The following is a 26,234-nucleotide window of genomic DNA, read 5'->3' on the forward strand; positions in this document are numbered from 1 at the left end:
TAGCGCCCTTGATAACGGTGAAGAGCGGCGCGACCCCTCAATCAAAACGGAGGAGGTTACGCCATGGACGCATTGCGTATTTCGCGCCGGCAGTCGATCGCCGGCCTGTCAGTCGCTGGCCTCGCGGGATTACTCATTCCGCACGCCTATGCCCAGCAGAAGCGAGAGACGACCGGCGTTGGAATCGGCCCGAAGGGGGCCGCGATCGACGACGAAGACATCTTCACCTTCGCTCTGAATCTCGAATACATGGAAGCCGAGTTCTATCTGCGCGCTACGACCGGCAAGGGTATCAGCGACACCGATGCCGGGATGGACGCAGGTCGGGTGGTGGGTGGACACGAGGCCCAATTCAAGGACAAGGCGATCCGCGAATTCATCGAGGAGACGGCGGAAAACGAACTGGCCCACGTTCGCTTTTATCGCAAGACGCTTGGCAGAAATGCCATTTCGCGACCGGCGATTGACTTCGACGCCGGCTTCAAGGCTGCTGCCCAGGCTGCCGGACTGCCTGCCGATTTCGACCCGTTTGCCGATGACATGTCTGTCCTGCTCGGCGGCATGCTGTTCGAGGATGTCGGCGTGACCGCGTATGCCGGTGCGGCACCGCTGCTCAAGAAAAAGGAATTCGTGCAGGCGGCGGCTGGGATCCTTGCCGTTGAGGCTTACCACATGGGAATGGCCCGCTCTCAGCTCTACATGATGGGCGAGAAGGCATGGGAAGCCGCCAACGCAATTTCGGATGCGCGGGATAAAATTGACGGGACTCCCGAAAAAGAAGACGAAGGCATCAGGGTCGACGGCAAAGCCAACTTCGTGCCTTCAAACCCCGACGCGATTGCCTTCCACCGTACGCCGCAACAGGTTCTGCACATCGTCTACCTGACGGATAAGGCCGGCGTCAGTAAGGGCGGGTTCTACCCGAACGGAATGAACGGAGAACTCAGGAGCACCTGATGTTCCCGTTTGCACGTGTGCGAATCGGCCGCCGTTAGGCGGCCGTTCTCGTCGTGACCTAAAGACTCAATTCGAAATTGGGTAGAGTCCAACCTAAGCCCTAGCCAAGCCACCGCGCGATGCGCGTCACCGCTTCACGCATCTCGTCAGCCGAGCGCGCGTAGGAGAAACGAATGAAGCTGCGGCCGTGGATCGGATCGAAATCGACGCCTGGCGTCGCCGCCACATGCGCCTTCTCCAGCATGCGGCCGGCAAATTCGAAACTGTCGGAGGTGAAATCCGATACATCAGCGTAGAGGTAGAAGGCGCCATCCGCGGGCAGGAACTTGGTGAGGCCGGCCTTCGGCAATCCCTCGATCAGGATGCGGCGGTTCTCCTGATAGCCGCGCTTGATCGCCTCCATCTCTTCGCGGCCTTCGAAGGCCGCTTCGGCCGCGATCTGCGACAGCGTCGGCACCGAGATCGACAGGTTCTGCTGCAGCCGCTCGATCGGCCGCACCAGCGGCTCCGGCACCACCATCCAGCCGACCCGCCAGCCGGTCATGCAGAAATATTTCGAGAACGAATTGATCACGAGCGCATGCGGCGAAAGCTCCGCCGCGGCCACCGCCGGAAACGCATAGTCGAGGCCGTGATAGATCTCGTCGGAAATGAAGCGGATGCCCGCGCCTTCCGCCGCATGGATCAGGCCGGTGAGCGCTTCGCGCGACATCATCGTTCCCGTCGGATTGGCGGGGCTGCCGACCAGCACGCCCTTCAGCGGCGTCTTGCGATGCGCGGCCAGCAAGGCCTCGCCCGTCAACGCATGACGCGTCGAGCTCGAGGTTTCGATCAGCACCGGCTCGCAGCCGAGCGCGGTCAGGATATGCCGGTATGGCGGATAGCCCGGCACCGTGACCGCCACCCGGTCGCCCGGCTCGAACATCGACAGGAACGCCAGAATGAATCCGCCGGACGAACCGGTCGTGATCACAATGCGTTCGGGATCGACCGCGCAGCCGTATGTCTCGCGGTAGTGCCTGGCGATTCGCGCGCGCAGCGAGGGAATGCCGAGCGCGGACGTGTAATCGATCCGCGCCGCATCGAGCGCGGCATGCGCGGCCGCGATCGCGACCCTGGGTGCCGACGCCGCCGGCTGCCCTACTTCCATGTGAATGACATGGCCGCCGTCCGCCTCGATACGGGCCGCGGCCGCCATCACGTCCATCACCATGAAGGGCGGAACATCGCTCCGTGCCGAGGGCGTCAGCAGCGCCGTAGCGCGGTCTCTAAGTGTCGATTCCAGCATCGATATTTGCTATTTGCACGGGCGCGCGCTCCGATTCAGGTTCCCGAACCGGTTACCGCCCCAGACTGGCCGTATTCGGTGGCTTGTTATAGCTTTTTCCAGCGAAGTGATACCGGGTTCACAGAGTGGATACCCGGGTTCACGCAGTGATACCCCGGCTCGGGTGAAAGAAACGCGTTGAAACAACAAACTGAGACCCGTTTCTGATCTAATCGGAAACAGAACCGGCGTCCGGGCAAATCCGGGCGCGTCGCCAATCGCCAAAGACCGCTCATGCTGCTCCGCATCGCCTTACGCAAGAAACCGCTGAAACTGACCGCGCTGACGACGGCCGTCGTGCTTGCCGTCACGCCAATGGCGGCTGTGGCGGAGCAAAACAAGGGTCCGCCGGTGCTCCGCGACACCGAGACGGAGCAGTTGCTGCGCGAATATACGCGGCCGATCCTGCGCGCTGCCGGTCTGGAAAAACACAACATCCAGATGGTGATCATCAATCAGGGCGTTTTCAACGCCTTCGTTGCCGACGGCCGCCGCATCTTCGTGAACTATGGCGCGATCATGCAGTCGGAGACGCCGAACCAGATCATCGGCGTGATGGCGCATGAAACCGGCCACCTTGCCGGCGGCCATCTCGCCAAGATGCGCGAGCAGATGGCGCAGGCCCAGACGCAGATGATCATTGCCATGCTGCTTGGCGCCGGCGCGATGGTGGCGGGCGCGCAAGGAGGCGGCAGCAACAGTGGCTTGGCGAACGCCGGCGCGGCAATGTTCTCGGCTCCCGGAGAAATCATCCGCCGCAATCTACTTTCTTACGTGCGCCAGCAGGAGGAAAACGCCGACAAGGCCGGTGTGAAGTTTCTGAACGCCACCGGCCAATCCTCGAGGGGCATGTACGAGACCTTCAAACGCTTCACCGAGGAAAGCCTGTTCGCCGCACGAGGCGCCGACCCGTACGTTCAGTCGCATCCGATGCCGGCTCAGCGCGTCGCCGCGCTGGAAGAATTGGCACGGTCGAGCCCTTATTGGGACAAGAAGGACGACCCTGCCCTGCAGCTCCGTCACGACATGGTGCGCGCCAAGATCTCGGCTTTCATGGAGCGGCAGGAAACGGTGTACCGGCGCTATCCGATGTCCAACAACAGCCTGCCCGCGCGCTATGCGCACGCGATCGCGACCTATCGGCACGGCGATCTGCGCAGCGCACTCACCCAGATTGATGCCCTGATCCAGCAGCAGCCCAACAATCCCTATTTCCACGAGGTGCGTGGCCAGGCATTGCTGGAGGGCGGCAAGCCGCAGGAGGCGATTGCGCCGCTGCGCAAGGCGGTAGCACTTTCCAACAACTCCCCGCTCATCGAGATGCTGCTTGGGCAGGCCCTCGTGGCAACCAGCAACAATGCCTACACCGACGAGGCGATCGCCATCCTGCGCGCGGCGGTTGCACGCGAGAGCGAAGCGCCGATCGGCTACATCCAGCTCGCAATGGCCTATGGCCGAAAAGGCGATTACGCGCAGGCCGATCTGGCGTCGGCCCAGGCCGCCTACCTTCGCGGCGACAGCAAGACGGCGCGCGATCTTGCATCGCGCGCGAAAACGCGCTTTGCAATCGGGACGCCGGGATGGGTCAAGGCTGACGACATTGTGAGCGCCAAGCCGATGCCGGGCCAGAAGAGCAACTAGAAATAAGCCGCGTTCGGCTATAATCGGACATGATCACCAAGGACTTAATCACCCAAGAACTTGGTCACCAGCGACCACGATATTCTCCAGGAGCCGGCCTTCAGCAGAATTGCCCGGGAACCCGCCGCATAAGGATTTACCGATGCCCTCGTTCCGTCTTCTCATCCCCGCATTGTTCGCTTTGGCGCTCTGCGGCGCGCCGATGCCCGCCTCCGCGCAGAGCTTCACCGACACCCAGCGCGGCGACATCGAGACCATCATCCGGAATTACCTGATTGCACATCCCGAGGTGCTCGAAGAGGCGATGACCGAACTCAGCAAGCGTCAGGCTGCGGCGGAAGCCGCCAAGCACGCTTCAGGCGTCGCCAACAATGCGGAAGCGATCTTCAACTCTCCGCGCAACGTCACGCTCGGCAACAAGGACGGGGACGTCACCTTCGTCGAATTCTTCGATTACAATTGCGGCTACTGCAAGCGCGCGATGCTGGACATGATGGAGCTGATGAAGAGCGACCCGAAGCTGAAGGTCGTGCTCAAGGAATTTCCGGTGCTGAGCGCGGGCTCGGTCGAAGCCGCCCAGGTCGGCGTCGCGGTCCGCATGCAGGATCCGACCGGCAAGAAATATCTCGACTTCCACCAGAAGCTGCTCACCGGCCGCGGCGCCGCCGACAAGGCGCGCGCGATGGCCGTTGCCAAGGAAGTCGGGCTCGACATGGCAAAGCTGGAGAAGGACCTGTCGAGCGCCGAAGTGCGCAACACGCTCGAGGAAAATTTCAAGCTCGCCGAAGCGATGGGCATGAACGGCACGCCGAGCTACGTGATCGGCAAGCAGGTCGTGATCGGCGCGGTCGGCGTCGAGAACCTGCGCGAAAAGATAAGCAACGCCCGCTGCGGCAAGGCGACATGCTGAGGCAAGCTGCACGCATAGCGATGAAAGGGCCGGCTCACAGCCGGCCTTTTGTTTACGGCATTCTCGTGCGCATCAGTTCATCTCGCATTCACAAAACTAAGCCTTCGGAACCGATAAAATAGCAGGAACATCGGGCAAATCCTTTCGTTATTGGCGCGGGCAATGCAGAAACGTGAGGAGAAATTCGATGAGTAATCGCTTCTTGATTACGGTCGCGACAGCGGCCCTGATCGCCGGAACCGGCTTTGCGAATGCGCAGGGTACCGGAATGGGGCGGGACGCTGGGTCGGCCGGTTCCGCGGCGCAGCAGAGCGCGCCTTCGTCCGAGCGCGGTGGCGCCTCGTCCGGCACGATGCAGCGCGATAGCGGCCGCGAGAGCGGCGGCAAGTCCGACATGAAGTCCACGCAGTCCGAGCAGAAGCCGATGGGCGCTGAAAAGAATCAGCGCGCCGAAGACCAGAAGAAGGGCGGCAAGGACATGAAGGCCGAGGGTAAGGAAGACCGCGGCGGCATGAAGTCCGAGCAGAAGGCCGAACAGAAGTCCGAAAAGGGCCAGACCACCGGCCAGGGCATGCAACGTGATCAGAGCACGACGCAGCGTGACCAGACCCAGCGTGACCAGACCACGACCCAGGGTCGCGATCAGCCGGGCCGTGACCAGAAGGCCCAGGGTCAGCAGGACCGCATGCAGACCCAGACTCAGGGCGGAGCTGCCGGCCAAAGCACGACGACAGGCCAGGCTGGCGCCGCAGGGAAGCTCTCGACCGAGCAGCGCACCCAGATCACCAGCGTGATCAAGGAGCAACGCGTTTCGCCGGTGACGAACGTGAACTTCTCCATTTCGGTCGGCACTCGCGTACCGCGGGACGTGCACTTCCACACCCTGCCGGAGCGGGTGGTAACGATCTATCCTGAATGGCGCAGATATAAGTTTATCCTCGTCAAGGAGCAGATCGTGATCGTGGATCCCGAAACCTTCGAGATCGTGGCGGTTCTGGAATCCTAACAGCGAGCTTTTCGCAAGCATCAGGGCGGGCAGAAATGCCCGCCCTTTTTGCGGCCAAGGCTCCACTCCGACTCCACTCCAAGGTTCCACTCAACGAGATACCGGACTTCTTTTCACTTCTGCAAAAGCAAGCGCACCAGTGCGGCCTGGTGCCTTACACCGGTCTTGTCGAAAATCCTGGACAAGTGACTGCGCGCTGTCCCTACCGTGATGCCGAGTCGATCGGCAGTGGCCTGCCTGCCGTCGCCCTTGATGATCTCCAGCGCGAACGCGGCCTCTGCTGGAGTGAAACCGAACCGTTCGCGCAGGTCTTCGACGCGCGCCTGGATCTCCCTCTCGGGATCGGAGACGAGCACAATCGCGATCGCACGTTGCGAAAAAGTCCACGGGATGGCGGCCATTGCCGTTTCCGGCTGTATCGGCGTCACCAGAACATCAAGCGGCAACCGCCCTTCCCCACGTTGCAGCGCGACGTTGCCACCGGAATCAATTCCGGCATTGGCCTCCGCAGCGCATGACGCAATGAGCCCCCGCAATGTTCGCCGGGCGTCAGCATCGGATGCGGACAAAGCACCGGCTTCGAGCCGCAGGCCATCGCGGGTATCGAGCAGCGCGCGGGCCACGCGATTGACGAACAGAATCCGCGCGCCCGCATCGACAAGCAGGAAACCCTGTTGCAACCCGTCAAGACCGATCAGCGCGCTCTCGTTCGCGATCGTCAGGCGGTACAGGCGGCGCTGCAGCGCGACCGCGCGGACGAGATGTTGCGCGAGCGCAGCGAACAGACGCTTCTGGCTGCTGTCGAATGGCGATCGGTTCAGCAGTCCGTGGCTCGCAATGTGTCCGGAGGCCGCGCTATCGGCAAACAGGTTGGTGACCAGGGGATCGGCACTGAAACCGCCCGGCCGCCACAATTCGTTATAGAAGGCCGTGCTGGTAAACTCGTCCCGCGAGATGACGTCCGCACCGGTAAAGACCTCGCCGGGCCGATGGTTTCCAGTGCACGGCAAGGCCGGAATATTCGGCGTCCACTCGTCAAAGCTGCGCAAGATGTCCGGATCGGTGCGCGGCGCATGCATGCTCACGATCCCGTTCGCCGGGTCGTAGAACCCGAACACCACCTGCGGCCCGCCAACGGCATCGCCAATTCTGTTGAGGACGCCGGGCCAGAGCTGCGCGTCGAGCGCGGCATCGTAAATGGATCCGACAAGGTCCAGCACCTTGTCCTCGCCTGATAGTCCACCGCCAGACATTCGCCCTACCCCAAGCCCTGCCCCGAACTCTGGCCCAGGTGTCGTCCTGGCCGCAAGGCTCGATTATGGGATGAAGCACGATGCTGTTGCCACGAAGCCTCACTCCGCAACATTCAGCTCAGAATGCTCTCCCCTCGCTCGATGTATCTGACGAACGTCAGATGCGGCCACTGCATGGCTAGGGTCAAGATCACATCAGGGCAGACCTAAACAACAGAATCGAGCCGTCTGCCGTGGGGGCTTTTTTGATGTTTTCCGACGTGTATCCAGGCGACTTCCGAGCGTGGTTGCTCGCCAGCAACCTGCTCTCTGGCGGGACGTTGCGAAGCCTCGCCGCTGCGGCCGGGATCGTGACCGCCTTCGGCGGCGCGCCGGCCTGGGCGGCATGTTTGTCCACTAACGTCGGCTTTACCGGGACTTGCGCGGCCACGACCGCGTCCGGTTTCAACGCCACTGCGGTCGGACAGAACGCGGTTTCAGCGGGTGACTTCGCCACCGCATACGGCGACAACGCCAACGCGACCGGCGACGCGGCAACCGCGACCGGCCATGGCAGCGATGCGGCGGGCTTCGGAGCGACTGCAACGGGCCAGAACGCCGACGCGACCGGCGACAGCGCGACCGCAACGGGCAACAACAGCCGCGCGATCGGCGCCAATGCAACTGCAACGGGCCAAAACGCCAACGCGGACGGCGTCGCCGCAACTGCAACGGGCCAGAACGCCAACGCGACCGGCGACGCCGCGACCGCAACTGGCGCGAGCAGCTTCGCCAACGGCTCCAACGCTACAGCGACAGGCGTAATTAGCATCGCGAACGGGATGGCCGCGACCGCTACTGGCGTAGCCAGCACTGCGAACGGCAGCTTCGCGACCGCGACCGGCCAAACCAGCGCCGCGATCGGCGTCAATGCGACCGCGACCGGTGCTCAAAGCGTGGCATTTGGCGCCACCGCGAGCGCGTACGGCCACGGTAGCAACGCCACCGGCGACGCCACCACCGCGATCGGCCAGGCGAGCCAAGCCACTGCCACCGGCGCAACCTCGCTTGGTGCCGGCGCCACCGCGGCGTTCGCCAATTCGACCGCCATCGGCAACGGCGCCACGACGACCGCCGCCAATCAGGTCTCGATCGGCACCGCATCGAACATCTACCGAATGTCCGGCATCACCTCGGCGGCGAGCCTCGCGGCGCAATCCGGTCCGACATCGCTCGTTACCACCGACGCGGCCGGCAATCTCGCGGCGGCGAGTTTCACCGGGCAGGACATCTCTATTCTGCAGTCCAATGTCGCCACGCTGCAGACACAGATGCGACAGGCCTTCGAGGGAACGGCGATTGCCATTGCCATGGGCGGGGGCGCGCTGCCGTCGGACAAGAAGTTCGCGATCTCGACGAACTGGGGCACCTTCCGTGGGCAGAATGCCATGAGCCTTGGAGCGCAGATGCGCTTGAACCAATATGTGGTGCTCAATGGCGGCGTCGCCGCCGGCTTCGCGCAAGGCGGCGTCGGCGGGCGGGCCGGCATGACCGTCGCATGGTGACGAAAGGGTGGTAACAGGAAAGCGACGTGGCTGGCGAGTTCTGATGTTTGTGGCTGTCATGGCTGCAACGGCTGCTGCTAGCCACGCGCAGGCGCCCTCGCCCGCGTCGGCGCCGAAACCCGCGCAGATTGATCGCAACGGCGTGCTGATCCTGATCAGGTCGTCCCTGCTCGCGCTCGATCAGGCCAACAAGACCGGCAATTACACCGTCCTGCGCGACCTCGGCGCGCCCGGCTTTCAGAGCAACTCGGCGGCACGGCTAGGCGAAATCTTCGCCAAGCTGCGCAACGACAATCTCGATCTCTCCGGCGTCGCCGTGATCGATCCGCAGCTCAATCTGCTGCCGCAGATCGAGACCAACGGCCTGATGCGTATGGCGGGCTTCTTTCCCTCGGTGCCGACCCAGGTCAATTTCGATCTATCGTTTGCGCCGGTGAACGGTCAGTGGCGGCTGTTCGGCATCTCGGTATCGATCGGACAAAGCGGGCCCGTCGCGCCAGAACCGCCCTCGCCGCCATCAGCACAAAAGCAACCTCCTGCAAACGCCGCCAAGCAGCCTGCGCCGGCAAAGTCCACACCGGCGGTTAAGCTCACGCCGCCGGAGAACAAACCAGCCGACAAGCAGTAGCCCGATAAGTCGACCCACAAGCGAGCGCCCCAAAATGTTGCCCGACGAAGCCTTGAAATCGATGAAGGTGATGTTCGCGACGCCCTGCTACATCTCGGCGGTCAGCATGCACTACGTCACCAGCATCTTCGAGCTCACCCATCACTGCAACCGGTTCGGGCTGCAATGCATCCTGCACATGCATTCGGAAAGCCTGATCACCCGTTCGCGCAACAAGATGCTGCTCAAGTTCCTGTCCGACGAGACGCTGACCCATCTGTTCTGGATCGACTCCGACATCACCTTCACGCCGCAGTCGGTCTGCCGCCTGCTCCTGATCGACCGCGACGTCACCGCCGGCGTCTATCCGATGAAGAACTTCAACTGGCCTGAAGCGGGCCTGCCGGCGGGAACGACGCGCCAGCAATTCGAGGACCGCTATACCCAATATCCGTTCAATCCGATCGGCCACGGCGCCGAGCGCGTCAGCACTTATGCCGACGCCGACGGATTCGTCGAGGTCGCGGAGGCACCGACCGGCTTCATGTGCATCAAGCGCGATGTCTTTTCGCGCATGATGGAAAAATACCCCGAGCTGAAATACACGCCGGACGGACCGCCGGGCCATCCGGAGGCGCATCTGCACTGGCGATTCTTCGACTGCATGTCCGATCCGGATACCAATCGCTATCTGTCGGAGGATTACGCATTCTGCCGCCGCTGGCGCGACATCGGCGGCAAGATCTGGGTCGACCTGCAATGCAAGCTGCTCCACCTCGGGCAGCACAATTTCCGCGGCGACCTCGCCGAAAGCCTGCGGCTTCAAAACCGGTGGTGAGGACGGGTGGCCGCCGCTAACCGGCACGCCCATCCCTTCCTTTGGTTAATGAGCGATTTCAGTAGGTTCCACGCGGATTTTTGTAAATCGGGTGAGGTATTTCGGGCAAGCCATGGGCGGCCTAGAGGCTTCCCCTTGGCCTCGTTGTTACCTATAACCCCGCGACCTGCCCGCCCCCCTTTGCTGGAATCCGGATGGCCCAAGCCTCTGCCGCGACGATCTATGTGCTCAATGGCCCGAACCTCAACATGCTGGGGACACGTGAGCCGGAGACCTACGGCCATGCCTCGCTTGCCGATGTCGAGCGACTGTGCGTGGAAACCGCCGCGCAATTCGGCCTGAAGGCCGACTGCCGCCAGTCCAACCGCGAAGGCGAATTGATCGACTTCATCCACGAGGCGCATGCCAAGAAGGTGGCCGGCATCATCATCAACGCCGGCGGCTATTCCCATACCTCGATCGCGTTGCACGATGCGCTGGTCGCGGTAAAAATCCCGACGGTGGAAGTGCATATCAGCAACATCCACGCCCGCGAGAGCTTCCGTCATCACTCCTACACGGCCATGGCCGCCTTTGCATCGCTCTGCGGCTTCGGCATCGATGGCTATCGCCTCGCAATCAATGGCCTTGCCGCCAAACTCGGCGCCAAGGCCAAAACCTGACTTCAAAAACCTGACGTCGAACGACATCAAGCCTGACGCTTCCGTCACCCACATCGAGAATTCCGGATCAAGAGCATGGCCCGCCAGCCCGACAACAACTCAGCGGACAAATCAGCCGCAAACCTGAAGAGCGACGACAGCGCGCTCATTCGCGAACTCGCGTTGTTGCTGGATGAGACCAGCCTGACCGAGATCGAAATCGAGCGTGCCGGCCTGCGGGTGCGAGTCGCGCGCAACATCACCGTGTCGGCGGCGATGCCGGCAGGCTTCCAGCCGGCGGCAGTTGCTGCAGCGGCAGCCGTCCCCGCGGCGGGTGCCGACCTGGCCAAGCATCCGGGCGTGGTCCCCTCGCCGATGGTCGGTACCGCCTATTGGGCGCCCGAGCCCGGCGCCAAGCCGTTCATCGACGTCGGCAGCAAGGTATCGGCCGGGCAAACTCTCCTGATCATCGAAGCGATGAAGACGATGAACCAGATCCCATCGCCGCGCGCGGGCACGGTGACGCAAATTCTCGTCGAGGACGGCCAGCCGGTCGAATTCGGCGAACCGCTCGTGATCATTGAATAAGTTCGTCAACGTCAGGCGCTGCGATGTTCGATAAGATTCTAATAGCCAATCGCGGCGAGATCGCGCTCCGCGTGCTGCGCGCGTGCAAGGAACTCGGTATCTCCACCGTCGCGGTGCATTCCACCGCCGATGCCGACGCCATGCATGTGCGGCTCGCCGACGAGAGCGTCTGCATCGGGCCGCCGCCGTCAAAGGATTCGTATCTCAACGTCCCCGCACTGCTCGCGGCCTGCGAGATCACGGGCGCCGATGCCGTGCATCCCGGCTACGGCTTCCTGTCGGAGAACGCCCGCTTCGCCGAAATCCTCGCCGAGCACAATCTGCATTTCATCGGCCCGAAGGCCGAGCATATCCGCCTGATGGGCGACAAGATCGAGGCCAAGAAGACCGCCAAGCGGCTCGGCATTCCGGTCGTGCCGGGCTCCGATGGTGCGGTCTCGCCCGACGATGACGCCCTCGCGATCGGCAAGGCAATCGGCTTCCCCGTGCTGGTGAAGGCGGCCGCCGGCGGCGGCGGACGCGGCATGAAGGTGGCGCACTCCGCCGACGATTTGATGATGGCGCTGTCGACCGCGTCCAACGAAGCCAAGTCGGCCTTCGGCGACGCCTCAGTCTATCTCGAAAAATACCTGCAGAAGCCGCGCCACATCGAGATCCAGATTCTCGGCGACGGCCGCGGCGGCGCGATCCATCTCGGCGAGCGCGACTGCTCGCTGCAGCGCCGTCACCAGAAGGTCTGGGAAGAAGGCCCCTCGCCGGTTCTCGGCGCAGCCGCCCGCGCCAGGATCGGCGAGACCTGCGCCAAGGCGATGCGGGACATGAAATATCTCGGCGTCGGCACCATCGAATTTCTCTATGAGGATGGCGAGTTTTATTTCATCGAGATGAACACCCGCATCCAGGTCGAGCATCCCGTCACTGAGAGCATCACCGACATCGACCTCGTGCTGGAGCAGATCCGCATCGCCGCCGGCGGCGACCTGCCCGCGAAGCAGGAAGAGATCACGATCATCGGGCATGCCATCGAATGCCGCGTCAATGCGGAAAACCCGCAGACCTTCCGCCCGTCGCCCGGCAGGATCACGCAATTCCACCCGCCCGGCGGGCTCGGCGTGCGGATCGATTCGGCTGTTTATCAGGGCTACGTTATTCCGCCTTATTATGATTCGCTGGTCGGCAAGCTGATCGTGCACGGCAAGACCCGCGCCGAATGCCTGATGCGGCTGCGCCGGGCGCTCGACGAGATGGTGGTCGACGGCATCGAAACCACCCTGCCGCTGTTCCGGGCGCTGGTCCGGGAGGCCGACATCATCAACGGCGACTACCACATCCACTGGCTCGAGCAGTACCTCGCCGGCCAGCTGGTGGATGGCAAGACCTGAGCGACGCTCCCCTGAAATATTCGACGGGGCATGGAACCGATGGGTTCCATCGCACGTTGGGTGCAAAAGGGGGTGCCAGGGGCGCTTGTTCCGTTTGTCCATGACACGAGATCACCGTGACCGCTAATGCCCAGCGCAAACGCGCCATGGGCCACATCCTGCTGCTTGCGGCGGGGCTTCTGGTGTTGACCGCGATCAGCGCCGGTTCGGTCCATCTGGTGAACGAGGCGCGCGAGGACGCGCGCAAGGTTCAGCGTACCCTCGAGGTTGAAAACCAGATATCGCTCGTCCAACTGCAGTTGCGGCGTGCTGAAAGCGCACAGCGCGGCTACCTCGCGACATTGCGGCCGGATTTCCAGACCGATTTTGAGCAAGCCCTATCCGAACTGACGCCGGCGCTGACACGATTGAGTCAGCTCATCAGCGACAATCCGGTTCAAAGGCGGCTCATCAACGAAATGATGCCGCTCTACGACCAGCGGATCGAGGAATTCCGCACGACGAACGAACTGGCCCGGTCGAAGCGCATGAGCGACGCCGCCAAGATCGTGCGCGAGGGCATCGGACGCGACACCATGAAACACATCGAAGATCTCGCGGTGCGGATGCGGGCCGAGGAGGACCGTCTGTTTGTGGAGCGCACGACCAACGCCGATCGCAGCCAGACGCTGGCAGCCTCGATCACCGGCATCGGCTCGGGCTTCGTGGTCGTGCTGGCCGGCATCGCGATCTTCCTGGTTCGGCGTTCGTCGCACGCACGCGACCAGGCCGACGCCAGGCTGCGCGACAGCCATCTCAACCTCGAGGCCACGATCGACGAGCGCACCACGGACCTTCGCGAAGCCAATGACGAGATCCAGCGCTTCGCCTACATCGTCAGCCACGATCTGCGCTCGCCGCTGGTGAACATCATGGGCTTCACCAGCGAACTGGAGGAATTGCGCGGCGACATCTTCAAGCGAATCGCAGCGCTTTCCCGCGAGCAGTCCGCCGCGCCGCCTGCCCCGGAAAACGCCACCGATACCGCCGAGCCCGTGCTCGAGGGCTCCGACAAGCAACTCTCGGAAGACTTCTCCGAGGCGCTCGCCTTCATTAAATCGTCGATCGGCAAGATGGACCGGCTGATATCGGCGATTCTCAATCTCACCCGCGAGGGGCGGCGCGAGTTCGAGCCGGTCTGGATCGATACCAGGGAGCTGATCGAGGCCATCGTGACGACCGTGGCGCATCAGGCCGCGGAAGCCCAGGCAGAGATCCGGATCGACGCGTTGCCGAATATCGTCAGCGATCGCCTTGCGCTGGAGCAGATCTTCTCCAATCTGATCGACAATGCGCTCAAATACCTCAAGACCGGCGTCCCCGGCGAAATCACCGTGCGCGGCCGCACCAAGCTCGGCTTTGCGATTTTCGAGATCTCGGATAATGGCCGCGGCATCGATCCCAAGGACCATCAACGCATTTTCGAATTGTTCCGGCGCGCGGGAACCCAGGACAGGCCGGGACAGGGCATCGGCCTTGCCCATGTCCGCGCCTTGGTGCGCCGCTTGGGAGGAACCATGTCGGTCGCGTCGGAACTTCACCAGGGCAGCACGTTCACGATCACTTTACCCATTAATTGGTCTGCCAACCGGAACACACGGACATGAGTAATCCAGTCACCATCATCATGATCGAGGACGATGAGGGCCATGCCCGCCTGATCGAGCGCAATATACGCCGATCCGGTGTCAACAATGAGATAAAGCCGTTCACCAGCGGTACAGCCGCCCTGAACTACCTGTTCGGCAAGGACGGGACGGGTCTCGACCACAAGGGCAGCGCGTTCCTGATCCTGCTCGACCTCAATTTGCCCGATACGACCGGCATCGACATTCTGAAGCGGGTCAAGGAAAACAAGTATCTCAAGACCACGCCGGTGGTGGTGCTGACCACGACCGACGATTCCCACGAGATCAAGCGCTGCTACGAACTCGGTTGCAACGTCTACATTACCAAGCCCGTGAACTACGAAAGCTTCGCCAACGCCATTCGCCAGCTCGGTCTGTTCTTTTCCGTCATCCAGGTACCTCCTGCCGCCACATGAACAAAGCGACGCCGACACTGCTGTATATCGATGACGACGCTGGCCTCGCCCGGCTGGTCGACCGCGGCCTGACGCGGGCAGGCTTCAAGGTCGTCCACGCGGCGGGCGGCGAGCAAGGGCTGGCGCGGCTGGCGCAAGGCGGCATCGATGTGATTGCGCTCGACCAGTACATGCCGGGTCTCGACGGCCTCGAAACGCTGGAACAGATCATGGCGATAGCGGGCGCCCCGCCCGTGGTGTTCGTCACGGCCGCCCAGGATTCGGCGATCGCCGTCACGGCGCTGAAGGCCGGCGCCGCCGACTATCTGGTCAAGGATATCAGGGGCGATTTCATTCCGCTGCTCCAGGTCGCCGTCAACGGCGCCCTGCGGCAGGCCGAGCTTCAGCGCGCCCGCGACGAGGCCGAAGCCGAGGTCCACGCCTCGCGCGACCGCTATGCGGCGCTTGCCGCCGAACGCGAGGTGCTGCTGCGCGAAGTCAACCACCGCGTCGGCAACTCCCTGCAGATCATCGCCTCGCTGCTGCATTTGCAGGCCAATTCGACGACCCAGGAGGACGTCAAGGCGGCGCTGACCAATGCGATGGGCCGCGTCGCCGCGGTCGCCCAGGTGCATCGACGTCTCTACACCTCGCACGACCTCAAGAGCGTGCTGCTGAACCAGTATCTCGAAGCCCTGCTGGAAGACCTCCGGCGTTCGGCCGAGGGCAACAGGATGTCGCGGCTGACGCTCAAGGCCGAACCGATCGAGATCGACCCGGACCGCGCGGTGGCGATCGGCATCATCGTCAACGAGCTGGTGATGAACGCCGTCAAATACGCCTATCCCGACGGCGCCGGTCCCATTCACGTCGAGCTGAAGGCCGATGGCGACGATCTCGTGGTCGCGATTGCGGACGATGGCGTCGGCCTCAACGCCAAGGCCGACCCCCGCTCCACCGGCATGGGACAACGCATCGTGAGCGCGATGGCCGCCAAGCTGGACGCCAGTGCCGAGCGCGATCCGGACCATCACGGCACCAGGATCGTGCTGCGCTTCCGCCGCATCCCGGCGGCGGCGCCGAAATCGACCAACGCCGCGGCGAGCTAAGCCCCCGAGTTCGGCGCCCGAATCCCCCTCGATGGCGTATTGCCCGCATCGTAAGCTGCGGGAAGACGAGCAGCGCCTCGCGATCAAAGGCGACATTTCAATTATTAATATTTCGTAAAACCTTTTATTTTCATATACTTAAATAACAAATTGCATGATTTTTCAATGATTAAACTTCCATCTCGGCCGTTTTGGCCTATTTTGCCTTACATGACTAAGCTCGAAGAGCTCAAAACCCACCTGAAGCCAGGTCAGGCGTACCGGCGTGCGGACCTGACCCGCTGGTCAACGTCGGTTGACCGGCACATCAAGCAATTGGTCGAAAGTGGCGTGCTCAAGAAGCTTTCCGGCGGACTTTATATTTACCCGAAAGAGACGGCATTCGGCCCGGCTCCCGCTAGCGACAAGGATATCGTAAGCGCCTTTCTTAGGGATCATCGCTTCCTGCTGGCGTCGCCGAATGCCTACAACAGTCTCGGTGTCGGCACGACGCAGCTCTACGACAGGACCGTCGTCTACAATCACAAACGGCATGGCGAATTTCAGCTTGGCGGCCGCAAATATGCATTCCGCGTGAAACCGCGCTTTCCGAAGTCACTGACGACGGAGTTCCTGCTCGTCGATCTCGTCAACAACCTCGACCAGCTTGCCGAGACAAAGGACGAAGTCCTGAAGCGCGTGATGGAGCGCGCGGTGGCGGCCGACAAGCCGCGCCTGCGTCGCGCCGTTCGCGAATACGGAAACGAAAAAACGAAGCGATTGTTCGAACACGCGCGGGGAAGCGGGTGAATTCCACCATGCCGCGCGGCTATTTGCACGACCATTCTCAGTTCGCGGATCTGATCGGATCGTGGCGGACGAGAAGAGCATTGATCCGGCGCTGGTCGAAAAAGACTATTGGATCATGCACTGCCTCCATGGTCTCCAGCAGTTCGGATTCGTACTTCAGTTGAAGGGCGGCACGTCGCTGTCAAAGGGGCATCAGGCTATCGACCGGTTTTCGGAGGACATCGATATCCTCATCGAACCTCCGCCTGGTCACTACGTGAAAACGGGGCCCAATCAAAACAAACCGGCGCACGTCAAGACAAGAAAGGATTTCTACGACTGGCTCGCCCAGACGATCAAGATCGACGGCATTTTGAAGGTCGAACGCGATACGGCCTTTGATGACACGCCGAACTATCGGAGCGCGGGCATCAGATTGAATTACGAAAGCGTCACCGAAGCACTGGAGGGCCTGCGCGAAGGTGTCCTGCTCGAAGTCGGCTTCGATACTGTCGCTCCCAACACGCCGAAGGACGTCAGCGCCTGGGCCTACGGCTACGCCAGCGACAAGGTGGACATCATCGACAACCGGGCAAAAGCTGTCCCGTGCTACGATATCGGCTATACCTTCGTCGAAAAACTTCAGACTGTCTCGACCAAGTTTCGCAAGCAGCAGGCCGGCGATGGCGCCCCCATAGAGTTCATGCGCCACTACTACGATATCTGGAGTCTGCTGAAGCGCCCAGAAGTTCAGAAGTTCATCGGCACTGAGGCCTACAAGGTTCACAAGCAGACGCGCTTCCGGCAAGCTGACAACCAGAACATCGCCGGAAACGAGGCTTTCGTTCTCAACAACAGCGCAACGCGCGCGCTCTACGCCAAGGCGTATGAAGATAGCGGTGCGCTCTACTATGCCGACAGACCGGCCTTCGCAGAGATGATGGCCGATATCGGAAAGTGGATCAGCAGGCTTTAGGACGCTTCACGTGGCGTCGCCGCTTCTATCGCGCGCGCTGTAGCCAGGAGAACGTCCGCCACCTCGATCGCGCGACGCGGGCTCAACCTGTTTCGGATGGCAGAGAGCGTAATCGCGGCGGCAGGCTGGCCATCCGGCGTCCGGATCCAGGCCGAAAGCGACTTCGTCCCCTGCACGAGCCCGACGTCACGCAGATTGTAGCCCCTGCGGCGCGCGAGCTGGATCTGGCCGAGTACGGTGGCCGTATCGGTCCGATAGGCACCAAATCGCGTTTCGTTGGCGAGCACGATCTTGCGCGCCTCCGGTGCAGGCATGGCGGCCAGGATTGCGACCCCGGCGCTGCTGACGCCCAGGGGACGCCGCACACCGACCTCGATCGACAACACCTGGATCGGATAACTGCCGATGCGGCGGGCCACGCACAAGGTGTCGAGCCCGGTACGCAGCGTCAGGAACAGGGTATCGCCGAGTTGTGCCGACACCGCCGCGAGATGTGGCTCGGCTGCAATCAGCAGTGGCGAACGCGAGGGACGCGCCAGCGCCAGTTCGGGCACCTGACGGCCGACAACGTAATTGCCTGTGCGGTCGCTGCGCTCGACAATCCCCTCTTCGATCAGCACATGCACGATGCGATGTACCGTAGGGCGAGCGAGCGAGGTTGCTTGCACGACTTCCGCCAGAGGTACGCCTCTTTCCCCGCCAACCGCGAGCGTCCGCAACACGGCCAACGCGCGGCGGATCGCCTGCCCGCCCTGAAGCGGCTCGTGCCCGCGCGCCCTTAACCGGCCGTTTGTCATACGCATTGTCCGCTGTCCACAATGTGGACAAAAACACCACAATTTGGTCGACAGCGGAAGGGCCGCGCGCAAGATCGCGGCGCGGAACAAATATAGGCGCGTGCCGCTGGGACGGGGCTCGCGCAAAACAAGAATGTAGCGGCAGATGCGCCGCTTTTCGGGAGAATGCGATGAAATTTTTCGCGATCGCAGGCGTCGCTCTATCGGTACTGTCAGCGGCAGCGTTGAGCACGCCGGCCGACGCCCAGCAATGGCCGGCGCGGCAGGTCCGCCTGATCGTCCCTTATCCGGCAGGCGGCAATGTCGACAGCGCGGCGCGCGTCATTGCCGACAGGCTCCAGGCGAAGCTGGGCCAGCCTTTCATCGTCGAAAACAAGGCCGGCGCCGGCGGCCTGATCGCCGGCGAGGCGTTCGCGAAAATGGCGCCCGACGGCTACGCGTTGTTCGTGGGCGCCAACGGCCCGGTGCTGTTCGCGCCTGAGATCGCCAAGCGCGACGCCTATAACTGGAAGCGGGATTTCGTCCCCATCACCTCGATCACGATGACGCCGCTGGTGCTCGAAGTGCATCCGTCGGTGGCGGCCAAGGATCTCAAGGAGTTCATCGAACTTGCCCGCCGCGATCCCGGCAAGCTGACGATGGCTTCGCCCGGCCAGGGCACCACCAACCATCTGCTCAGCGAGCTGATGCAGTCGACGCTCGGCCTGGAATGGTTGACGGTGCACTACCGCGGCAACGCCCCTGCTCTCAACGACCTGATCGGCGGACAGGTGCAATTCGCGCTCGACCAGATCTCCGTCGGACTGCCGTCCATCAAGAGCGGCATGCTGCGCGCCCTCGCTGTCACCGGCACCCACCGCGCCTCCTGGCTTCCTGATGTCCCGACGTTCACCGAACTTGGCTACAAGGAATTTGACGGCCAGACCTTCACCGGCCTGTTCGCGCCCGCGCGCACGCCGGCCGAGATCGTGACCAGGCTGAACGAGACCCTCGCGGAGATCCTGAAAGATCCCGCCATCGTCGAGAAGTTCAACGCGCTCGGCGCCGAGGCGGTATCGATGACGCCGGCGGAGTTCACGAGCTATCTCGAGCGCGAGGACGCCAAGTGGATTCCGGTGGTCCGCAAGGCGAACATCAAGGCGGACTGATCCATGCAGATTGATCCCGGCGATCTCGGCGCGGAACGGATTTACCGGCTGATGACCGGCATCGTGGTGCCGCGTCCGATCGCCTGGGTGACGAGCCTGTCGCGCAAGGGTGTGCTCAACCTCGCCCCGTTCAGCGCCTTCACCTTCGTCTCGCAGAAGCCGCCGATGCTGGCCATCAGCGTCGGCCGCAAGGGCCCCGACTACAAGGATACGGCGCACAACATCCTCGACACCGAGGAGTACGTCATCCACATCGCCGACACGCCGCTGATGGCTGCGGTACATGACAGTTCGGTCGAGCATCCGCCCGAAGTCAGCGAGGTCGAAGAGCTCAACCTGGAAACGAGTCCCAGCGAGCGCATCAAGGTGCCCCGGCTTGCCGCCGCGCCGGTCGCGATGGAATGCGTGTTTCGGCAATGTCTCGAATTCGGCGAGGCGCGCAGCCGGCTCATCGTCGGTGAGGTCGTGATGTTCCACATCCGCGACGGTCTCGTGGACAACGGCAAGGTCGAGACCGAAGCGCTCGACCCGATCGCCCGCATCGGTGGGCCCCGCTACGCCCGCCTCGGCGAGATCGTGACGCTGCGCGGCGTCTTCCAAACCCCGAAATCGACCGATTAGCGGTGGCAGCAATCCGTAGCGAGCTTGCTGACGCCGGACGCAGACCGAAGCAGAATTCTCGAAGAGGACGACAATGCGACTGGTGAGCTATCTGGTGGAAGGTGAGCCGCGCTACGGCGCGGCAGTCGACAGCGGCGTCGTCGATCTGACGAAGCGGATCGGCCCCGACTTTTCCGATGTGAAGGCGCTGATCGCGGCCAACGCGCTTGACGATGCCCGCGAGGCGGCGGCCGGACAGAAGCCGGATTACGCACTCGAAAACATCACGCTGCTGCCGCCGATCCCCAACCCGGAAAAGCTCTGGTGCATCGGCGTCAACTACAAAGACCGCAACGCCGAGTACAAGGACAATTCGGACCTGCCGAAATATCCGAGCCTGTTCGTCCGCAACCCCTCCTCGGTGGTCGGCTCCGGTCAGCCGATCGAGAAACCGAAGATCTCCGAACAGCTCGATTACGAGGGCGAGCTTGTGATCGTGATCGGCAAGGAAGGCCGGCACATTCCGCGAGAGCGCGCCTGGGAGCACATCTTCGGCATGACGCTGTGCAACGAAGGCAGCGTCCGTGACTGGTTGCACCACGGCAAGTTCAACGTCACCCAGGGCAAGAATTTCGATCGCTCGGGCAGCATCGGGCCGTGGATCGTCACGTCGGACGAATGCGATCCGCGCGGGCCGCACGACATCGTCACCCGCGTCAATGGCGAGACGCGCCAGAGCGATTCCACCGAGCGGCTGATGTTCCCGTTCGATTTCCTGATCGCTTACCTCTCCACGTTTGCCACCCTGAAACCCGGCGATATGATCGCGACCGGCACTCCGACCGGAGCCGGCGCCCGGTTCACGCCGCCGCGCTGGCTCAAGGTCGGCGACGTCGTGGAGGTGGAATCCAAAGGCATTGGCATCCTTCGCAACACCGTGGCGGAGGAGCAGTAGGCCGATGCTCGATCAACAAACCGTCGAACGGCTGGCGCAGCGCCTGGATGACGCCGAACGCAGCAAGTCGCTGATTACTGCGTTCACGCGCGAGTATCCTGATCTCACGATCGAGGACGCCTACGCCATCCAGCGCGCCTGGACAAAGCTGCAGCTCTCCCGCGGCCGCGTCGTCAGGGGGCACAAGATCGGCCTGACATCGAAAGCGATGCAGAACGCCGTCGGCATTTCCGAGCCGGACTACGGCGTCCTGTTCGCCGACATGTTCTATCCGGACGCGTCGCCGATCCCGTTCGACCGCTTCCACGCGCCGCGCATCGAGGTCGAACTGGCCTTCGTGCTGAAGACGCCGCTGAAGGGCCCCGATTGCACGCTGTTCGACGTGCTCAACGCCACCGACTATGTCACGCCGGCGCTCGAAATCCTGGAAACCCGGATGCATCGCGTCGATCCCGCGACCAAGGCGCCGCGCAAGGTGATGGACACGATTTCCGACAATGCCGCGAATGCGGCGCTGGTCGTCGGCGGCCGGCCTATTCGGCCGCTCGATTTCGATCTGCGCTGGATCGGCGCGCTGTTGTTTCGCAATGGCCAGATCGAGGAGACCGGGATCGCTGCCGGCGTCCTCAACCATCCCGCCAACGGCGTGGCCTGGCTCGCCGACCGGCTGGCGGCCCAGGGCGAGTATCTCGAAGCCGGCGAAGTGGTGCTGGCCGGATCGTTTACCCGCCCGGTCGAAATCATCAGGGGCGACACGTTTCATGCCGATTACGGCCAGTTCGGATCGGTGTCCTGCCAGTTCGTCTGAACAAGAAAGCGTCCCAGGGAGAGAAGCGATGACACGGCGCAAGAGCATTCATATCGGCGAGTTCAAGCACGCCAATCCCATTCCGAACGCCTGCCGCATCGGCAATCTCCTGATGTCCGGTGTCATCCTCGGCCGCGACGCCACCGGCAAGATGCCGGAAAAGATCGAAGATCAGTGCGCCAACATGTTCGGCCACATGAAGGCGATCGTGGAAGCCGGCGGCGGGACCACCGACGACATCATCAAGATGACGGTGTGGCTGCAGGATCGCACGCAACGCGCACCGGTGAACACCGAATGGCTGAAAATGTTTCCCGATGAGCATTCCCGCCCCGCCCGCCACGCGCTGCAGATGGACATGGAGAACGGCGCGCTCGTGCAATGCGATTTCACCGCCGTGATCGGCTGACCGCGACCAGTCAAGGAACCTGACATGCCGACCTATCTCCCGTTCGATCCGAACCCGCGCCGTCCCTCAAAACTGCCGCCGCCGAAGAGCATCGACAGCCAGTTTCACGTGCTGGGTCCGCTGGAGAAATATCCGGTGCGGCCGGGCGCTGCCTACCAGATGCCGACCGCGACCTGGGAAGCCGCACTTCGCGTCCACAAGGCGCTCGGCATCGAGCGCGGCATCATCGTGCAGACCACGACCTATGGCGCCGATCATTCCGTGGTGCTCCACGCCCTCGCCGCGATGGGACCGAACTACCGCGCTTGCGCCAACGCGCTGGTGTTTGCCGAAGCCGACGATGCCTATCTCGCAAAGCTTCACGACGCCGGCGTGCGCGGCGCCCGATTCAGTTTCCGGCAGGAACTCGGCGCGGTGCTCTCGGACAAGGATTTTGCCCGCGCGATCGCGCGAATGCGCGAACTCGGCTGGTACGCAAAAATCCAGCCGGAGAAGGACGGCATCGTCTCCAGCGTCGCCAAATACGAAAACCTCGATGTACCCGTGCTGATCGATCACATGGCCCGTCCGGACCCTGTGCGCGGCAAGGAAGATCCGAATTTGCAAAAGATGCTGGAGCTTCTGTCGAAGGGCAATTTCTGGGTGATGTTGTCGCTCGGCGAAAAGACCTCGAAAAAGGGTCCACCCTGGGACGACGTCATTCCAATCGCGCGCGCCTATATCGAAGCCGCCCCCGACCGCTGCGTCTGGGCGAGCGACTGGCCGCACCCGGTTTCGGTGGTGCAGCCGCCCAACGACGCCGACCTGCTCGAACTGCTTTATCGCTACGCGCCCGATGAGGCGGAGCTGAGGAAAATCCTGGTGACCAATCCCGCCAAGCTGTTCGGCTTCGAGGACTAGAATTGCGACTGATGTCGAGCGCCTAGCGCAGCGCGACCGTCACGAAGGCTACGATGACGGGCAACGTCACCGCGGCCAGGACCGTGCCAAGCGCCACCGCGCCCGAGACGGCTTCGGTGAGCCGTCCGTACTGGGCCGAGAAGATGTAGGCATTGGCGCCGGTCGGCATCGCGGCAAACAGGACAATCACAGCGGCAGAAATGGGCGGCAAGGCCAGGACGTAGAACGCAAGGATCGCGGCAATGGCCGGCATCGCCAGCAGCTTGAGCGCGCACATCACGGCCATGCCGAGCGCCTGGCCCCTGATCTTGAATCCGAAGAGATTGATGCCGAGCGCAATCAAGGCCGTGGGCGAACCCGCCTGCGCCAGCAGTTCCAAAGTCTTGTCCGCAACGGGATGCAGTCCCGATCCGGTAAGGCGCCAGAGAAAGCCGAAGCCGAGCGCGAGCATGATCGGGTTGCGCGCGATCTCGCGCACCGCCCGCAGCACCAGGAGCGGCGCTGACTCGGAAGGCTTCCGCTCAGCCCATGCCATCTGCAGCGTGCCGCAAAGCCAAAGCAGCGGCGTGTTGACCGACAGGATCAATGCCATCGAACCGGCCGCCTGACTTCCCAGCGCCGACAACGTCAGGGGAAGGCCGAGCATCACGATGTTGCCGTAGATCGACCCGATCGCGAGGACCACGCCGTCGGCCCGGGATTGCCGAAGAACGGATGACGCCAGAAGCGCGACGATCCATGTCGCCGCCGTTGCCCCATAATAGGCGCCCCACACCGAAAAGGCGTTGACGGCGGGAAATTCCGCGACGACCACGATCCGGAACAGGAGCGCAGGAATGGCAATGCTGAAGGCGAACTCGGAAATGCCCTTGTGCGCCGTCGGGGAGATAAAGCGCAGCGCAACTGCGGCATAGCCGGCCGCAATCAAGGCGAACACCGGAACGACGATCAACACTGCGCTCATGCTGCACTCATCTGCGGGAAGCCGGTCGGGCGGATTGCCTTACCGTCATCCGTCTCGCATCGTGCGGCTACGGCTGCGCACTGATTGTTTGCGGAACGTAGCATAGGCCCCGTCCGTCCTGCTATCATCGGCGCATGACCTCGCGCGAGTCAGCCGTTTCCGAAATCACGCCCGAAGTGCTGCTGCGGGCCTATGCCTGCGGCATCTTTCCGATGGCCGAGAGCGCCGGTGACCCGACGCTGTTCTGGGTCGAGCCGGAAATGCGCGGCCTGATTCCGTTGGATGGCTTCCGCATCGCCTCGCGGCTGGCCCGCACGGTGCGCTCGGACGTCTTCACCGTTACCGTCGATACCGCCTTCAAGGCGGTCATCGCGGGCTGCGCGGCGCCGCAGCCGGGCCGCGACGACACCTGGATCAACAAGCGTATCCGCGACCTCTATGTCGGGCTCTACGAGCTCGGGCACTGCCACAGCGTCGAGGTCTGGCAGGACGGCGACCTCGTCGGCGGCCTCTACGGTGTCAGCCTGGGACGCGCTTTCTTCGGCGAAAGCATGTTTCACCGTACCCGCGATGCGTCGAAAGTGGCGCTGGTGCATCTGGTGGCGCGGCTGATCGCGGGCGGGTTCGAACTGCTCGACACGCAATATGTCACCGAACATCTGCGCAGCTTCGGCGCGGTCGAAATTTCGCGGCGCCGCTATCGCGCCCTGCTCGACAAGGCGATCACAGGCGAGCCTGCGGATTTCATGCGATTACAAGCCAGCATCAGCGGCGAGGAAGCGCTCGCGATCATCGCACAGCGCTAGCCGCGTAGCCCGGATGGAGCGCAGCGCAATCCGGGGGCGGTCGTGCGGCGGGAAAGCCCCGGATTTCGCTTCGCTCCATCCGGGCTACGTTCTTTGCGCTTAATTTCCGAACAATCCGCCAAACAGTCCACCCGGCCGCTGCTGCGGCGGGGGTGGCGGCGGCGGAGCCTGCTGCGGCTGCTGCTGGAACTGCGGCTGCGGCGGTAGTCCCGGTGGACGCGGCGCGGCCTGCTTCGGCGGCGGCGGACGCTTGGCGGCCGGCGGCGCCGCCGCCCCCTTCGGCGGATCGGGCTGCGCGCTGACGATGGTCTGGTCGGGGCCTTTGCAGTCGGTCAGCCAGATGTCGTAAACCGGGTGCTCGACGCCATGCAGGCCGGGGCTTGCCGCGTACATCCAGCCCGAGAAGATCCGCTTCACCTCGCCCTGCAGCGTGATCTCGTCGACCTCGACAAAGGCGTCGGTGTTGGCGGCTTCCGTCGATGGCCGCGTGTAGCAGGCACTGGTCTTCACGCGCAGCGCGCCGAACTGCACCGTCTCGCCGATATCCTCGTCGAAATTGATGATGCGGCCGGTGATCTTGTCGAGGCCGGAGAAGCTCGCCTTCTTGTTGGTGATCTTGGTGGCCGGCGGCTCGGACACGACCTCGTCGCCCGGCTGCAGCGTCGCCGGCGATTGCGGCACGCCCTTGGCTGGCGGCTGGCGCTGGCCCGGCGGCACGTTGGCGACGCCCGGCTGGCCCGGCTGCGGCGGCTGAACAGCAACACCCGGCTGCGTGCCCTGGGGAGCGACGGTCGTTCCCGGCGGCGGCGCCAGCGGCTGCGACTGGAAGCTTCCTGGCGGCGGAGCGCCCTGCCCCGGCGGCGGACGGTTCGGGGTCGGCAACAGGCGGCCGCGCGGCAGTTCCGGCACTTCCTCGTCGTCGTCGGGGAATGGTTGCTGCTGCTGATTGCCGCGAGGAATGGCGCCCGGCGGCCGCAGCGGCGGATCGGAAAAGATATTGCCGATCTGCGCCTGCGCCGGCGGCACAAGCGAGGTCGTGGTGGCGGCGATCAGGGCCGCAAGACCGGTCAGGGCAATGGTTCGAAGCATCTCGCGGCTTTTACAGGCGAATCGGGCTCGCGACATAGTACAGACTATCCGCCGCTCGCGTCCCTCCCGGTTAACACGGCGAATACGGCGGGTTTGCGACAGACGGAATTTCCGCAGTAATTTCAAGGAATTTCATACCATCTCTTCTC

Annotated in this window: 27 protein-coding genes; 22 read left to right on the forward strand and 5 right to left on the reverse strand. The window is 63.1% G+C overall.

Features of this window, described 5'->3' with window-relative positions; translation table 11 throughout:
- Positions 1–63 precede the first annotated feature (63 nt).
- Entirely contained in the window at positions 64–957 is an 894-nt protein-coding gene (locus tag IVB05_RS22405; protein ID WP_256472503.1) for a ferritin-like domain-containing protein, read from the forward strand.
- A 100-nt stretch (positions 958–1,057) separates the two neighbouring features.
- Here the strand turns inward: IVB05_RS22405 and IVB05_RS22410 are convergent, their stop codons facing one another.
- Positions 1,058–2,245 carry an aminotransferase class I/II-fold pyridoxal phosphate-dependent enzyme gene (locus tag IVB05_RS22410; RefSeq protein WP_247778088.1) on the reverse strand — a complete coding sequence of 396 codons (1,188 nt, stop codon included), beginning with the start codon at positions 2,243–2,245 and terminating at the stop codon, positions 1,058–1,060.
- Between the two features lie 273 nt (positions 2,246–2,518).
- Here IVB05_RS22410 and IVB05_RS22415 point away from each other — a divergent pair, with 273 nt between their 5' ends.
- The 3 genes from IVB05_RS22415 (at position 2,519) to IVB05_RS22425 (ending at position 5,841) form a co-directional block, all read left to right on the forward strand.
- Positions 2,519–3,925, forward strand: coding sequence for a M48 family metalloprotease (locus IVB05_RS22415; protein ID WP_247778089.1), 1,407 nt, complete (start codon positions 2,519–2,521; stop codon positions 3,923–3,925).
- 142 nt (positions 3,926–4,067) lie between these two features.
- Complete coding sequence (locus IVB05_RS22420) at positions 4,068–4,835, forward strand: DsbA family protein (RefSeq protein WP_247778090.1); 768 nt, start codon at positions 4,068–4,070, stop codon at positions 4,833–4,835.
- A gap of 187 nt (positions 4,836–5,022) precedes the next feature.
- Positions 5,023–5,841 (forward strand): DUF1236 domain-containing protein, encoded by an 819-nt coding sequence (locus tag IVB05_RS22425; protein WP_247778091.1) that lies wholly within the window; start codon positions 5,023–5,025, stop codon positions 5,839–5,841.
- Between the two features lie 113 nt (positions 5,842–5,954).
- Here IVB05_RS22425 and IVB05_RS22430 read toward each other — a convergent pair whose 3' ends face one another.
- A complete protein-coding gene (locus tag IVB05_RS22430) occupies positions 5,955–7,061 on the reverse strand; it encodes a helix-turn-helix transcriptional regulator (protein WP_247778092.1) in 1,107 nt (368 codons plus the stop codon).
- 281 nt (positions 7,062–7,342) lie between these two features.
- On the opposite strand from IVB05_RS22430, the gene IVB05_RS22435 reads away from it, so the two are divergent.
- From IVB05_RS22435 to IVB05_RS22485, 11 genes are all read left to right on the forward strand, one after another.
- Complete coding sequence (locus tag IVB05_RS22435; protein WP_247778093.1) at positions 7,343–8,638, forward strand: YadA-like family protein; 1,296 nt, start codon at positions 7,343–7,345, stop codon at positions 8,636–8,638.
- Positions 8,639–8,696: 58 nt separating this feature from the next.
- The gene (locus IVB05_RS22440; RefSeq protein ID WP_247786845.1) at positions 8,697–9,266 is read left to right on the forward strand and encodes a hypothetical protein; all 570 of its coding nucleotides are present in this window, start codon (positions 8,697–8,699) and stop codon (positions 9,264–9,266) included.
- A gap of 34 nt (positions 9,267–9,300) precedes the next feature.
- Positions 9,301–10,083 (forward strand): hypothetical protein, encoded by a 783-nt coding sequence (locus IVB05_RS22445; RefSeq protein ID WP_247778094.1) that lies wholly within the window; start codon positions 9,301–9,303, stop codon positions 10,081–10,083.
- Between the two features lie 194 nt (positions 10,084–10,277).
- The gene (gene aroQ / locus IVB05_RS22450; protein WP_247778095.1) at positions 10,278–10,745 is read left to right on the forward strand and encodes a type II 3-dehydroquinate dehydratase; all 468 of its coding nucleotides are present in this window, start codon (positions 10,278–10,280) and stop codon (positions 10,743–10,745) included.
- Between the two features lie 75 nt (positions 10,746–10,820).
- On the forward strand, positions 10,821–11,312 hold the full coding sequence (gene accB, locus IVB05_RS22455) for an acetyl-CoA carboxylase biotin carboxyl carrier protein (protein WP_247778096.1): 492 nt from the start codon (positions 10,821–10,823) through the stop codon (positions 11,310–11,312).
- Between the two features lie 23 nt (positions 11,313–11,335).
- Positions 11,336–12,694: an acetyl-CoA carboxylase biotin carboxylase subunit gene (gene accC, locus IVB05_RS22460; protein WP_247778097.1), complete on the forward strand. Its 1,359-nt coding sequence runs from the start codon at positions 11,336–11,338 to the stop codon at positions 12,692–12,694.
- Between the two features lie 116 nt (positions 12,695–12,810).
- Positions 12,811–14,340, forward strand: coding sequence for a CHASE3 domain-containing protein (locus IVB05_RS22465; RefSeq protein ID WP_247778098.1), 1,530 nt, complete (start codon positions 12,811–12,813; stop codon positions 14,338–14,340).
- On the forward strand, positions 14,337–14,777 hold the full coding sequence (locus IVB05_RS22470; protein WP_247778099.1) for a response regulator: 441 nt from the start codon (positions 14,337–14,339) through the stop codon (positions 14,775–14,777). The genes IVB05_RS22465 and IVB05_RS22470 overlap by 4 nt, the downstream gene beginning before the upstream one ends.
- Positions 14,774–15,865, forward strand: a complete 1,092-nt coding sequence (locus tag IVB05_RS22475; protein ID WP_247778100.1) for a histidine kinase dimerization/phosphoacceptor domain -containing protein — start codon at positions 14,774–14,776, stop codon at positions 15,863–15,865. The genes IVB05_RS22470 and IVB05_RS22475 overlap by 4 nt, the downstream gene beginning before the upstream one ends.
- Positions 15,866–16,015: 150 nt before the next feature.
- Positions 16,016–16,654 (forward strand): hypothetical protein, encoded by a 639-nt coding sequence (locus IVB05_RS22480; RefSeq protein WP_247778101.1) that lies wholly within the window; start codon positions 16,016–16,018, stop codon positions 16,652–16,654.
- Positions 16,655–16,715: 61 nt separating this feature from the next.
- On the forward strand, positions 16,716–17,609 hold the full coding sequence (locus IVB05_RS22485) for a nucleotidyl transferase AbiEii/AbiGii toxin family protein (RefSeq protein WP_247778102.1): 894 nt from the start codon (positions 16,716–16,718) through the stop codon (positions 17,607–17,609).
- Here IVB05_RS22485 and IVB05_RS22490 read toward each other — a convergent pair.
- Positions 17,606–18,412 carry an IclR family transcriptional regulator gene (locus tag IVB05_RS22490; protein ID WP_247778103.1) on the reverse strand — a complete coding sequence of 269 codons (807 nt, stop codon included), beginning with the start codon at positions 18,410–18,412 and terminating at the stop codon, positions 17,606–17,608. The genes IVB05_RS22485 and IVB05_RS22490 overlap by 4 nt on opposite strands.
- A gap of 164 nt (positions 18,413–18,576) precedes the next feature.
- Between IVB05_RS22490 and IVB05_RS22495 the strand changes: the two genes are divergently transcribed.
- The 6 genes from IVB05_RS22495 (at position 18,577) to IVB05_RS22520 (ending at position 23,226) form a co-directional block, all read left to right on the forward strand.
- Positions 18,577–19,554, forward strand: coding sequence for a tripartite tricarboxylate transporter substrate binding protein (locus tag IVB05_RS22495; RefSeq protein ID WP_247778104.1), 978 nt, complete (start codon positions 18,577–18,579; stop codon positions 19,552–19,554).
- A gap of 3 nt (positions 19,555–19,557) precedes the next feature.
- On the forward strand, positions 19,558–20,175 hold the full coding sequence (locus IVB05_RS22500; protein WP_247778105.1) for a flavin reductase family protein: 618 nt from the start codon (positions 19,558–19,560) through the stop codon (positions 20,173–20,175).
- 73 nt (positions 20,176–20,248) lie between these two features.
- Complete coding sequence (locus IVB05_RS22505) at positions 20,249–21,109, forward strand: fumarylacetoacetate hydrolase family protein (RefSeq protein WP_247778106.1); 861 nt, start codon at positions 20,249–20,251, stop codon at positions 21,107–21,109.
- A gap of 4 nt (positions 21,110–21,113) precedes the next feature.
- A complete protein-coding gene (hpaH, locus tag IVB05_RS22510) occupies positions 21,114–21,917 on the forward strand; it encodes a 2-oxo-hept-4-ene-1,7-dioate hydratase (protein WP_247778107.1) in 804 nt (267 codons plus the stop codon).
- A gap of 28 nt (positions 21,918–21,945) precedes the next feature.
- Complete coding sequence (locus tag IVB05_RS22515; protein ID WP_247778108.1) at positions 21,946–22,326, forward strand: RidA family protein; 381 nt, start codon at positions 21,946–21,948, stop codon at positions 22,324–22,326.
- A gap of 24 nt (positions 22,327–22,350) precedes the next feature.
- Complete coding sequence (locus tag IVB05_RS22520) at positions 22,351–23,226, forward strand: amidohydrolase family protein (protein WP_247778109.1); 876 nt, start codon at positions 22,351–22,353, stop codon at positions 23,224–23,226.
- Between the two features lie 22 nt (positions 23,227–23,248).
- On the opposite strand, the gene IVB05_RS22525 is transcribed toward IVB05_RS22520, so the two are convergent.
- On the reverse strand, positions 23,249–24,190 hold the full coding sequence (locus IVB05_RS22525; RefSeq protein ID WP_247778110.1) for an AEC family transporter: 942 nt from the start codon (positions 24,188–24,190) through the stop codon (positions 23,249–23,251).
- Positions 24,191–24,324: 134 nt separating this feature from the next.
- On the opposite strand from IVB05_RS22525, the gene aat reads away from it, so the two are divergent.
- On the forward strand, positions 24,325–24,996 hold the full coding sequence (aat, locus tag IVB05_RS22530) for a leucyl/phenylalanyl-tRNA--protein transferase (protein WP_247778111.1): 672 nt from the start codon (positions 24,325–24,327) through the stop codon (positions 24,994–24,996).
- 99 nt (positions 24,997–25,095) lie between these two features.
- Here aat and IVB05_RS22535 read toward each other — a convergent pair whose 3' ends face one another.
- Positions 25,096–26,085 carry a DUF2155 domain-containing protein gene (locus IVB05_RS22535; RefSeq protein ID WP_247778112.1) on the reverse strand — a complete coding sequence of 330 codons (990 nt, stop codon included), beginning with the start codon at positions 26,083–26,085 and terminating at the stop codon, positions 25,096–25,098.
- Positions 26,086–26,234 lie beyond the last annotated feature (149 nt).

Source organism: Bradyrhizobium sp. 170 (assembly GCF_023101085.1).
In the GTDB taxonomy this organism is placed as follows: domain Bacteria; phylum Pseudomonadota; class Alphaproteobacteria; order Rhizobiales; family Xanthobacteraceae; genus Bradyrhizobium.

Excerpts from the sequence above, each read along its gene's own strand:
- IVB05_RS22495 (WP_247778104.1), top strand. The coding sequence starts at position 18,577 with ATGAAATTTTTCGCGATCGCAGGCGTCGCTCTATCGGTACTGTCAGCG.
- IVB05_RS22475 (WP_247778100.1), top strand. The coding sequence starts at position 14,774 with ATGAACAAAGCGACGCCGACACTGCTGTATATCGATGACGACGCTGGC.
- IVB05_RS22405 (WP_256472503.1), top strand. The coding sequence starts at position 64 with ATGGACGCATTGCGTATTTCGCGCCGGCAGTCGATCGCCGGCCTGTCA.
- IVB05_RS22535 (WP_247778112.1), bottom strand. The coding sequence starts at position 26,085 with ATGCTTCGAACCATTGCCCTGACCGGTCTTGCGGCCCTGATCGCCGCC.
- IVB05_RS22490 (WP_247778103.1), bottom strand. The coding sequence starts at position 18,412 with ATGCGTATGACAAACGGCCGGTTAAGGGCGCGCGGGCACGAGCCGCTT.
- hpaH (WP_247778107.1), top strand. The coding sequence starts at position 21,114 with ATGCTCGATCAACAAACCGTCGAACGGCTGGCGCAGCGCCTGGATGAC.
- IVB05_RS22470 (WP_247778099.1), top strand. The coding sequence starts at position 14,337 with ATGAGTAATCCAGTCACCATCATCATGATCGAGGACGATGAGGGCCAT.
- aat (WP_247778111.1), top strand. The coding sequence starts at position 24,325 with ATGACCTCGCGCGAGTCAGCCGTTTCCGAAATCACGCCCGAAGTGCTG.
- IVB05_RS22410 (WP_247778088.1), bottom strand. The coding sequence starts at position 2,245 with ATGCTGGAATCGACACTTAGAGACCGCGCTACGGCGCTGCTGACGCCC.
- IVB05_RS22505 (WP_247778106.1), top strand. The coding sequence starts at position 20,249 with ATGCGACTGGTGAGCTATCTGGTGGAAGGTGAGCCGCGCTACGGCGCG.
- IVB05_RS22445 (WP_247778094.1), top strand. The coding sequence starts at position 9,301 with ATGTTGCCCGACGAAGCCTTGAAATCGATGAAGGTGATGTTCGCGACG.
- IVB05_RS22500 (WP_247778105.1), top strand. The coding sequence starts at position 19,558 with ATGCAGATTGATCCCGGCGATCTCGGCGCGGAACGGATTTACCGGCTG.
- IVB05_RS22415 (WP_247778089.1), top strand. The coding sequence starts at position 2,519 with ATGCTGCTCCGCATCGCCTTACGCAAGAAACCGCTGAAACTGACCGCG.
- IVB05_RS22420 (WP_247778090.1), top strand. The coding sequence starts at position 4,068 with ATGCCCTCGTTCCGTCTTCTCATCCCCGCATTGTTCGCTTTGGCGCTC.
- IVB05_RS22440 (WP_247786845.1), top strand. The coding sequence starts at position 8,697 with ATGGCTGCAACGGCTGCTGCTAGCCACGCGCAGGCGCCCTCGCCCGCG.
- accC (WP_247778097.1), top strand. The coding sequence starts at position 11,336 with ATGTTCGATAAGATTCTAATAGCCAATCGCGGCGAGATCGCGCTCCGC.
- IVB05_RS22425 (WP_247778091.1), top strand. The coding sequence starts at position 5,023 with ATGAGTAATCGCTTCTTGATTACGGTCGCGACAGCGGCCCTGATCGCC.
- IVB05_RS22520 (WP_247778109.1), top strand. The coding sequence starts at position 22,351 with ATGCCGACCTATCTCCCGTTCGATCCGAACCCGCGCCGTCCCTCAAAA.
- IVB05_RS22515 (WP_247778108.1), top strand. The coding sequence starts at position 21,946 with ATGACACGGCGCAAGAGCATTCATATCGGCGAGTTCAAGCACGCCAAT.
- IVB05_RS22525 (WP_247778110.1), bottom strand. The coding sequence starts at position 24,190 with ATGAGCGCAGTGTTGATCGTCGTTCCGGTGTTCGCCTTGATTGCGGCC.
- IVB05_RS22435 (WP_247778093.1), top strand. The coding sequence starts at position 7,343 with ATGTTTTCCGACGTGTATCCAGGCGACTTCCGAGCGTGGTTGCTCGCC.
- aroQ (WP_247778095.1), top strand. The coding sequence starts at position 10,278 with ATGGCCCAAGCCTCTGCCGCGACGATCTATGTGCTCAATGGCCCGAAC.
- accB (WP_247778096.1), top strand. The coding sequence starts at position 10,821 with ATGGCCCGCCAGCCCGACAACAACTCAGCGGACAAATCAGCCGCAAAC.